The 9,783-nt window shown below is 44.0% G+C and carries 11 protein-coding genes and 1 riboswitch; of the genes, 3 read left to right on the top strand and 8 right to left on the bottom strand.

Annotated elements, in window-relative coordinates; genetic code table 11:
* The coding region (locus tag BAA9072_RS17800) for an IS3 family transposase (RefSeq protein WP_201714309.1) at positions 1-97 on the top strand (97 nt) is incomplete at its 5' end.
* Between the two features lie 63 nt (positions 98-160).
* Here the strand turns inward: BAA9072_RS17800 and BAA9072_RS17795 are convergent.
* From BAA9072_RS17795 to BAA9072_RS17770, 6 genes are all read right to left on the bottom strand, one after another.
* Positions 161-391 (bottom strand): CsbA family protein, encoded by a 231-nt coding sequence (locus BAA9072_RS17795; RefSeq protein WP_034764322.1) that lies wholly within the window; start codon positions 389-391, stop codon positions 161-163.
* A 72-nt stretch (positions 392-463) separates the two neighbouring features.
* The gene (locus BAA9072_RS17790) at positions 464-1,105 is read right to left on the bottom strand and encodes an HD domain-containing protein (RefSeq protein WP_201716031.1); all 642 of its coding nucleotides are present in this window, start codon (positions 1,103-1,105) and stop codon (positions 464-466) included.
* A 215-nt stretch (positions 1,106-1,320) separates the two neighbouring features.
* Positions 1,321-2,496, bottom strand: coding sequence for a phosphoglycerate dehydrogenase (locus tag BAA9072_RS17785; RefSeq protein ID WP_201716030.1), 1,176 nt, complete (start codon positions 2,494-2,496; stop codon positions 1,321-1,323).
* Positions 2,496-3,578 (bottom strand): 3-phosphoserine/phosphohydroxythreonine transaminase, encoded by a 1,083-nt coding sequence (gene serC, locus BAA9072_RS17780; protein ID WP_201716029.1) that lies wholly within the window; start codon positions 3,576-3,578, stop codon positions 2,496-2,498. The genes BAA9072_RS17785 and serC overlap by 1 nt, the downstream gene beginning before the upstream one ends.
* A 207-nt stretch (positions 3,579-3,785) precedes the next feature.
* Positions 3,786-5,108, bottom strand: a complete 1,323-nt coding sequence (locus tag BAA9072_RS17775) for a TrkH family potassium uptake protein (RefSeq protein WP_201716028.1) — start codon at positions 5,106-5,108, stop codon at positions 3,786-3,788.
* Positions 5,109-5,110: 2 nt separating this feature from the next.
* Entirely contained in the window at positions 5,111-5,767 is a 657-nt protein-coding gene (locus BAA9072_RS17770; RefSeq protein WP_201716027.1) for a potassium channel family protein, read from the bottom strand.
* A gap of 127 nt (positions 5,768-5,894) precedes the next feature.
* Positions 5,895-6,034, bottom strand: a riboswitch (cyclic di-AMP (ydaO/yuaA leader).
* Positions 6,035-6,236: 202 nt separating this feature from the next.
* Here BAA9072_RS17770 and BAA9072_RS17765 point away from each other — a divergent pair.
* On the top strand, positions 6,237-7,100 hold the full coding sequence (locus BAA9072_RS17765; protein ID WP_201716026.1) for a DUF1206 domain-containing protein: 864 nt from the start codon (positions 6,237-6,239) through the stop codon (positions 7,098-7,100).
* Positions 7,101-7,305: 205 nt separating this feature from the next.
* Positions 7,306-8,541: a dicarboxylate/amino acid:cation symporter gene (locus tag BAA9072_RS17760; RefSeq protein ID WP_201716025.1), complete on the top strand. Its 1,236-nt coding sequence runs from the start codon at positions 7,306-7,308 to the stop codon at positions 8,539-8,541.
* Between the two features lie 122 nt (positions 8,542-8,663).
* Here BAA9072_RS17760 and BAA9072_RS17755 read toward each other — a convergent pair whose 3' ends face one another.
* Positions 8,664-9,197 carry a chromate transporter gene (locus tag BAA9072_RS17755; RefSeq protein ID WP_201716024.1) on the bottom strand — a complete coding sequence of 178 codons (534 nt, stop codon included), beginning with the start codon at positions 9,195-9,197 and terminating at the stop codon, positions 8,664-8,666.
* Positions 9,194-9,754 carry a chromate transporter gene (locus BAA9072_RS17750; RefSeq protein ID WP_201716023.1) on the bottom strand — a complete coding sequence of 187 codons (561 nt, stop codon included), beginning with the start codon at positions 9,752-9,754 and terminating at the stop codon, positions 9,194-9,196. The genes BAA9072_RS17755 and BAA9072_RS17750 overlap by 4 nt, the downstream gene beginning before the upstream one ends.
* Between the last annotated feature and the right edge of the window lie 29 nt (positions 9,755-9,783).

The raw sequence follows: 9,783 nt of genomic DNA, 5'->3' as shown, positions 1-9,783 counted from the left end.
ATATATCCACTGGTACAATCATGAACGTTCAAAAGAAAAATTGGATGGACTAAGTCCAGTCGAATACCGAACTCAGTCCATCCAATCAGCTGCATAACAAAACTCTAACTTTTGGGGTTAGCCACCGGGAGGGCCTTCTTTATTGAAGTGCCTTCATTCGTTATGCACTTCTCTTAGCTTTTTTCATCATCCGGTCACTATACCAGAATCCGGCGGTCAACGATGCCGCGTCTATGACTATGAGTAACCACGAATCCGTATATCCCTTTGACACCGAAGCCGCAATAAGGGCAACGGTCAAGATCAAACCGACATAATGATTATACGTCACCCTTGTGAACAAAACGACAAGCAATCCTGGTAAAAATAAGCCTAATATAATTTTGGACACGTTCAACTCTCCTCGAAAATAAGGGAATACCACATATTCTACCGAAGTTTCCCCATTCTGGAAAGGGGGGTCTTATTCGTCACCCTCCCGGATCAGTTTCCGGGTCCGTTCTTTCAGCTCGCTGTGGGGGATGAATTTTTCGGACAGCATATCGGGAAGGACGTATTCGAGGAAATATTGTACACATTCCAGATCTTTATACTGCACGATTGTAGACAGGGCCTCCTGATATATTTCAATAAACAACGGTTCAGGATTTCCTTTTTGAATTTCCCCGAAGGATTCGTACAAAAGGTCAATTTTATCTGCCACGGATAAAATCCTTCCTTCAAGGGTCTCGTCCTTTCCTTCTTTGAAACGTTCACGGTATACTTCCTGGAATTGGGGTGGAAATTCCGTTGAGATGAATTTATTCACCATCTGATCTTCCACCTGGCTGAAGAGTTCCCGCAGCTTTCCTGAAGCATATTTCACAGGCGTTTTGATATCACCTGTAAACAGTTCTGCATAATCATGGTTCAATGCTTTTTCGTAGAGCGCCTTCCAATCGAGTTCTTTCCCGTTCTGTTCTTCCACTGTACCAAGAAATTGAGCGATTTTCGTTACTTTAAACGAATGACTTGCCACATTGTGTTCATGGTATTTGAATCGACCCGGACAACGGATGAGGGTCTCAAGATCTGATAAACTTTTGAAATAATGATGAATTCCCATGGTATTCTCCTCTCACTGATTATCTTTATTTTATGAAAATAGTATCAAGGAGAGTCGGCCGATGCAAAGATTCGTGGCTTATCCTTTTCTACTTCTCTATACTAATATGGTATTTTACGGGGGAATGATACGTGACGATAGCCTGTCCATATTTTTTCAGGATAGCAAGTAGTGATAAAAACACTCCCTCATCAAATAAGGGAGTGTTTGTCACATTATATAAGACGTACAGAGACGACGCCGGTAATCTTTTTCAATTTTTGTTTGACATCCACTTGTTCATCTTCCGTTACCTTTTGATCAAGATCGATCATCGTGTAGGCCCACGTATGCTTACTGCGATTGATCATATCAGCGATGTTGACGGCATATCCGGAAAGGACCGTGGCGATCTGTCCCACCATGTTTGGGATATTTTGATGCATGACCGTTACTCTCATTTTCCCACTGTACGGCAGCTCTACGTCCGGGAGGTTGACAGCATGCTTGATATTCCCTGTTTCAAGATACGTCTTCAGCTGCTTGGTAGCCATGATGGCGCAGTTTTCTTCCGATTCGACCGTAGAAGCACCAAGATGGGGAACAGGCACGACGTTCTTCATGGCAAGGACCTTTTGATTCGGGAAGTCCGTTACATATTTTCGAACAACACCTGAGTCCAATGCACCGGCCATGGCATCTTCTTCTACAAGCTCACCTCTTGAAAAATTCAAGATGGTCATTCCTTTTTTCATTTTCTTAAAGGCCTCTCCGCTTACGAAGCTTGCTGTTTTATCTGTCAGCGGGATGTGCAAAGTGACAAAATCACACTCTGCCCACACTTCTTCGATCTGATGGGCACGCTTCACATCCTGGGATAAACGCCATGCAGCGTCGACGGAGATAAATGGGTCGTATGCCACCACATCCATCCCAAGGGCAAGTGCATCGTTGGCAACCAGGACACCGATCGCACCTAAACCTACGACACCAAGCTTCTTCCCTTTGATTTCACTTCCTACGAACTCCTTTTTCTTCGCTTCCACAACACCGGGAACATCCTCTTCCGACTCCTTTAACGAGTTTGTCCAGCCAACGGCAGAGTACAGGTTACGGGAGGAGGCAATCAAATTGGCGAGGACCAGCTCCTTTACAGCGTTAGCATTGGCTCCAGGTGTATTAAAGACGACAATCCCCTTTTCCGTGCAGAGGTCGATGGGAATATTATTGACTCCCGCCCCTGCACGTGCAATAGCTTTAACGGAAGCCGGGAAATCATAATCGTGTAAATTCTTAGATCTGACGAGAATTCCATCGGGATCTCCATTCCCATTCAAATGGTAGTTGATGTCATCCTCGATGAGGGATAAACCGCTTTGACTGATGGCATTGTACGTATTGATTGAAATCATTATGATACTCCTCCTTGATCAGCTTCAAATGTTTTCATGAAATCGACAAGTGCTTCTACGCCTTCTCGGGGCATGGCATTGTACAGACTTGCCCTCATTCCACCTACGGAACGATGACCTTTCAGAAACTCAAACCCTTTCAATTTGGCTTCTTTTAAAAATTGAGCATTAAGATCTTCATTGTCCGTCGAGAAAGGAATGTTCATCAGGGAACGATTTTTTTCAGGAACAGGATTATGAAATAACGATGATTCATCGATACAATTGTAAAGAAGAGCCGCTTTTTCCTCATTACGCGCCTGCATCCCTTCCACTCCACCGTTCTTCTTCACCCATTCCAATACAAGCTTCAAGACATAGATGGAAAAGGTCGGTGGCGTATTGAAGAGGGATTCATGCTTCACATACGTTTCGTAATTCAGCATGGTCGGGCAGTGATCCGATGCCCGACCGACCAGACTGTCGTGAATGATGGCAACCGTCACCCCGGATGGACCTAAATTCTTTTGGGCGCCGGCATAAATGAGACCGAAAGAAGAAACATCCATTTTCTCAGAAAGGATTTGAGATGACATGTCTGCTACAAGAGGAATTCCGCCTGTATCAGGATACTCATGGTATCGGGTTCCCTCGATCGTATTATTGGATGTGATATGTACATAACTCGATTGCGGTGAAAAATCTTCTGGTGTGTAGACAGGAATTTCAAATTTCTCATGAGGTGATACCGTCCGAACCTTACCTACCCTCTCTGCTTCTTTAACAGCTTTCTTTGACCAGCTTCCTGTCAGAATATAGTCGGCTTCCTGTCCCTCACCAAGAAGATTAAGGGGAATCATGGAAAATTGCAGGGAAGCTCCCCCCTGCAGGAAGATCACTTGATAGTCATCAGGTATCGAAAGCAATTCACGCAATATGCTTCGAGCTTCTTCTATTATATTTTGGAATGGGACAGACCGGTGACTTAATTCCATCACCGACATACCCGTATCCCCATAATCCAATAACTCTTCCTGAACCTTCCTCAACACAGGTTCAGGTAACACAGCAGGACCAGCAGAAAAATTATACACACGCTTCAACAACAGCACCACCAAAAGTTCAGAATTTTTCAACAGTATAATCCCGGTCAAGGCTTTAGTCAATATCAAAAACCTGTGATGAAAACGCTTAACAATCGTGTTTTTAGACTTATGCGAGGTCATGAGTTGATTCTTGCTTGATTTATAAAAAAATCGACTTCCCCGCTCACCCGGGAAAGGCAAGCACGAAAGCCGATTTCATTCCTATTAACCTGTTAATATGTCTTCTTTAGGATAACGGATCTTCTCTTTATCAGGACGGGATAAAGAGAACGCCAGTGTGAGAGGCCCGAGTTTCCCTACAAACATCACAACGATAATGATCCATTTTCCTATTACAGAAAGAGACCCCGTGATCCCCATGGACAGTCCTACCGTCCCAAATGCCGATACCACTTCGAAAACGAGAGACAGGAATGAAACGTCCTTTTCCGTCATTTCCAGGAAAAAAAGAGCCGTAAAAACAAGAAGCACACTGATCATGGATACAGCCAATGCTTTAAAGATATAGGTTTGATCAATGGTACGCCTGAAAATACGAATGTCTTTCTTCTCTTTTAAAAATGCAAACACACTCAAAGAAATGACAACAAAAGTGGTCAACTTTATCCCTCCACCCGTGGAAGCACTTCCTGCTCCGATAAACATAAGGAGAATCGTCAGGAGCAGGGTGGACCTTTCCATACTTCCGTAATCAAGGGAGTTAAACCCTGCCGTACGGGGGGTGACTGCTTGAAAATAGGAAGCGAATAGTTTATCAAGAAAGGGCAATTGAGCCAGTGTATTGGGATTATTATATTCCAGGATAAAAATCATCAAAAACGCAAAGACGTTGATGATAAAGGTTCCCAACACCATGATTTTCGTATGGAGAGACAGTTTCCGGATGGTTTTCGACTTCCAGAGATCCACCAGGACGGTGAACCCGATTCCTCCCAGGATGAAGAGAAAGGAAATGGTTAAATTAACGACAGGACTTCCCACGTAGCCCATCAAACTGTCTGACCAGAGGGAGAATCCTGCATTGTTAAAAGCAGAAATCGAATGAAATAAACTGACGTACAACCCTCTCCTCCAACCATACTCAGGTACCCATTCCGCCGCCAACAGGATGACGGCGATACCCTCCACTATAAAGGAAAAAACAAATAAATATTTCACAAGCTTGATGACACCGCCAACAGAGGTTTGATTCAGTGCCTGTTGCAGGAGCAATCGTTCTTTAAATCCGATTTTCTTCCCAAGCATCATAAAGATCAAGACGGCGAAGGACATGATGCCCAGTCCCCCGATCTGGATCAAGCTCATGACGACAATCTCTCCAAATAGAGTGTAGACGCTCCCTGTATCGACGACAGCAAGACCTGTAACCGTCATGGCCGACGTAGTCGTGAACAAGGCATCCAGCCAGGAGATATGTTCAGTGGTGGCAAATGGAAACTTCAACAGCCCCATTCCCAAAATGATAAAAAATAGAAAGGTCACAACCAGCAGTTGAGGCGGACTTAAGTGAATGACCTTTTGTTTCATCCTTATACACCTTCTTTTTCAAATCGGTTGATATCCCGATTATGTCCTATGACGATCAGAAGATCCTCTATTTCTACCACTTCATCGGCAGAAGGAGATACAATGACTTCTTCCCCCCGATGGATGGCGATGATATTACAGCCGAATTTGGCCCGGACATCGAGATCATTCAAGGTTTTATTGGCTACTTTCTTAGACGCATATACCTCTACAATGCTGTGCTCTTTCGACAGCTCGATATAATCGATGATCTTTTCAGACGTGATATGATGGGCGATCCTTCTTGCCATATCCCGTTCCGGATGAATGACTTTATCCGCCCCGATCCGGTCCAGTACCTTCTGATGATATGAATTTGATGCTTTCACCCACACTTCCTTCACACCTAATTCCTTAAGGAGGAGCGTCGTGAGTATACTTGCTTCTATATTATCCCCGAAGGAAACAATGACGTGATCAAAATTTCGTAAACCAAGTGACTTCAAAACCGACTCATCCATGGCATTCGCCTGCACAGCATGGGTGGCAATATCGATATATTTCTGTACCACATCATGATGAATATCAATGGCTAACACTTCAACATCCAAATCGGCCAGCTCTTGAACCAAATTCCCCCCAAATCTTCCTAATCCAATAACGGCAAACTGCTTTTTCATGATGAAATCCTCCAAAACCTTTTTTATAGCTTAACCATTTACTGATTGTTCATGTTCACAAATAGACAACGCAAAAAGACCACCAGGAACTAAGCCTGTGGTCATTATCCATAATAGATCACAAGTATCATCCTCTCCCACTACGCTTACGAGGTTAGCTGCCGGATTCGGGACATGGAAGTAGCCCTACCTTTCATGAGAAAGGATTCACCCCTATAGTACTAATGGTTCCCCCGCTTCAAATAATGAATTAAGCGATAAAGAATATTCATTTGATGATAGATATATTACTCCTCTCCACAAGGGTTGTAAATAGCTTATTTACAAAAAAAAATGTTAAAGAAAAACAGGCAAATTCATCTCAATTACTCCAACATTTACTGTTCGTTAAATAGGTTTGTTTTTTCGTTATCCAGGGAATAGCATACATTAGTCATACGAAAATGGAATTAGAAAGGAAGAAACGTTTATGGCAGGGATTTCATCCATTACGCCCTCAAGTGACAGCACGGGGCATTCAACCGTTTCATCTAATGATATAAAACCTTGGATTAAAGGATTTGCACGAATCGGTTATATCTCCAGAGGAATCGTTTATATGTTGATCGGAGCACTAGCCTTTATGGCTGCCTTTGGAATAGGGGGGAGTATGTCAGACTCGAGTGGAGCTTTTGCTGCTGTGGCAAGCAAACCGTTCGGTGAAGTCCTTCTTTGGCTCCTCGGAATAGGGCTGACCGGAATCGTCCTATGGTGCCTCATTCTAGTGATCAATGATCCAGAACACGTGAAAAACGGCGGCAAATCCATGTTCAGAAGACTGGCTAATCTGATTACCGGACTTGCTTATGGTTCCTTGACGTATAACGCAATCGCCATAGCCATGCACGCTAAAGGCTCAGGATCCGGTTCAGGTTCCAAGCAGACCCTGTCAGCCAAACTGTTGGCACAGCCTTTCGGTCAATGGATCGTCGGAATTGTCGGAATAGCCATTATCGGGTTCGCCCTCTATGAGATTCATCAAGCTTATTCAGAGAAATACACCAACCAATTTAAACGCCATGAAATGACAAATAAAGAATGGGAACTTGGAAGGAAAACAGGGAAACTCGGTCTGTATTCACGTGGGATTGTCTTTTTACTGATCGGGTATTTCTTTATTCAAACGGCCATTACGGCAGATCCCGATAAGACGAAAGGACTGGATGGAGCATTATCCAAAATCGCACAGCAGCCTTTCGGACAGTGGCTGCTCGGAATCGTCGCAGTCGGCTTGTTTTTATATGGAGTTTTCCAAATACTACAAGGAAAGAACCGTCATATGTCGATTTATTAAAATTGAAAGGAGCTGTCGAATTGGCAGCTCCTTCTTTCTATCTTTTTCTTGGATACAGACACGAATCCATGAAAGGCACGTATTTTGACACTTCCTCTGATCTGTTGTATCTTATGACAATGAATCCTCACTAAACCTATCAGATTTATATAATTGTTATGTATTCGCTTTGGGGGGAAATCTATTATTAAGGAGGGCGTAAAACATGAAATCTCTGTGGAGAGGTTATCTTAATACATCCCTAATTATGAAAATAACCGTGGCTCTCGTACTGGGGATCGCTGTTGGGTTGATTTTCGGAAAGGATGCATCCGTGCTTTCACCGCTGGGCGATATCTTGATCCGATTGCTCAAGTTCCTGATCATCCCTCTTATCCTGTTTACACTTATAGTAGGAGTGAACCAGACGAATATAAGTAAACTCGGCCGAATGGGTGGAAAGACGTTCTTATATTATTCATTCTCATCCGCTTTAGCCATTATTGTCGGGATTGCCGTTGCAAGTATCTTTAAACCGGGAACAGGGATGACACTTGATACGACGGAGAAATTCAAGGTGCCGGAGAATCCTGGTGTCACGAATGTCCTCCTGAATATCATACCGGATAATATTGTTTCGGCATTCACAGATATGAACCTGCTCGGGATCATCTTTACTGCCATCGTGTTCGGGATTGCGATTTCGTATTTACGATCTACAACGGAATATCATGAACTTGGTGAACATGTATATAAAGTCGTGAGCGGCTTAAGCGAAGCCACCATGATGATTATGAAGGTGATCCTACAGTACGTTCCGATCGGTATTTTTGCCATCATGGCAAATACGGTGGGGAATCAGGGAATAGACACTTTATTATCTCTAGGGAATATGATTCTCGTTCTTTACATTGCTCTGTTTGTCCAGCTTGCCCTATATATGATAGCCCTCGTTGGATTTAAAATTAATGCCGGCAAGTTCTTTGCTCAGGTTCGTACTCCTATGGTTACAGCATTTGTGACCCAAAGCAGCTCGGGAACACTGCCTTTGACCTTGAATGCAGCGAAAAACCTCGATATGCCGAAAAGTTTATACGGCTTCAGCCTTCCACTCGGTGCCACGATCAATATGGATGGTGCTGCCATTCGAATCGCAGTATCCGCAGTGTTTGCTGCCAACGTCGTTGGCAATCCATTAAGTCTGACTGACATGCTGGTCGTCGTTCTCGTGGGGACGCTTGCTTCCATTGGAACCGCTGGCGTTCCAGGAGCAGGGATCATCATGATTGCAACGGTATTCGCACAAATTGGCCTGCCAATGGAAACCGTTGCACTATTAACAGCGATCGATGCTCTTGTCGGCATGGGGTGCACCGCCCTGAATGTGACAGGGGATTTGGTCGGTACGGCGATTATTCATAAAACGGAGAAGGATGGCGAGACCACTTCCGATGCCTTATAATAAAAAAAACAAGCCTCGAGTCTATCTTAAGGCTTGTTTTTTTAAACATTTTTATGGACATATTTGTAGTTCTCCATAGACCTACTCTTGACAGGATACTTCCTTGTGCGGTGCGGTAAGTTCTAAACACCTAGGAAGCATGCCCCGTATAGTAAGGCTCCTCCTATTACGTAAGCAGGACTCACTTTCATTCTTTGCAGCAGAATGTAACTGCAGACTGCAATCAAACTGGTTTGCACAATTCCAATCCCCTCATATGCATTCATAAAAAATCCAAGCGTCATGATCCCTAACAAAACGGCAATCGTTGGGCGAACTAAACTTGTCATCCGTTTTACCTTTGGTGAATCCTTGTATTTCATTAATAATCCAAGAAGCATGATCATTAATATCAAGGATGGGGCAACAGTCGCAAACACCCCGATACCTGCGCCAAGAATCCCCCCTTGCTGATAGCCGATATATCCGGCCATTTTAGTGGCTATAGGTCCAGGCAGTGCATTTCCAAGCGCAAGGACTTCACTGAATTCGTTAACAGTCAGCCATTCGTAGCGATCGACTACCTCATTTTCCACAAGCGGTATAGAGGCTGGTCCCCCTCCATACCCCAATATCCCGGGAATGAAAAAGGCTAAGAAAATATGAATATAAATCATGATGCTTTCACCTGCTTTTCCTTACTTGGATTTCGGGCAAGTAGGGCAAACCCCAGTAGTGAACCAATCACGATAGCCGGGTGAACTCCTAAAACAGAAAGTAAGAGTACACTTCCCGCCAATAGAACGATGGTCACTTTCCACCCCATATTTTTTTGGGATTTTTTCACAAAGTCCCATGTCAGTACTCCAAGCATCACACCTACTACTGGTACCACTGCGCTTGCCATTCCCTGCACCCAGTTCTTGTCTTTATAGGTGTTTAGAACCGTAAGGAGTAATACCATCAGTACAATGGTGGGAATGATCGTAGCTAACACGGCATTCATCATCCCCAGGTAACCACCGACCCGAAATCCGATATACCCCGCCATCTTGGTTGCGATCGGACCCGGCAGGGCATTCCCCAGTGCCAGAACATCAGAGAATTCATCATCATTCATCCATTTGTACTTCTCTACTACTTCTTTGTGTACAAGAGGAATGGAGGAAGGTCCCCCTCCGAATCCCAACATTCCCACCCGAAAAAAGGCAAGAAATATATGCAATTGCTTCATGATGCCACCCCCTCTTCCACTCAATCAAT

Origin of the sequence: Rossellomorea arthrocnemi (assembly GCF_904424705.1) — a bacterium.
GTDB classification, from domain to species: Bacteria; Bacillota; Bacilli; order Bacillales; family Bacillaceae_B; genus Rossellomorea; species Rossellomorea arthrocnemi.
Note: the sequence above shows the minus strand (reverse complement) of the source record. Positions and strands in the feature narration are given on the sequence as shown.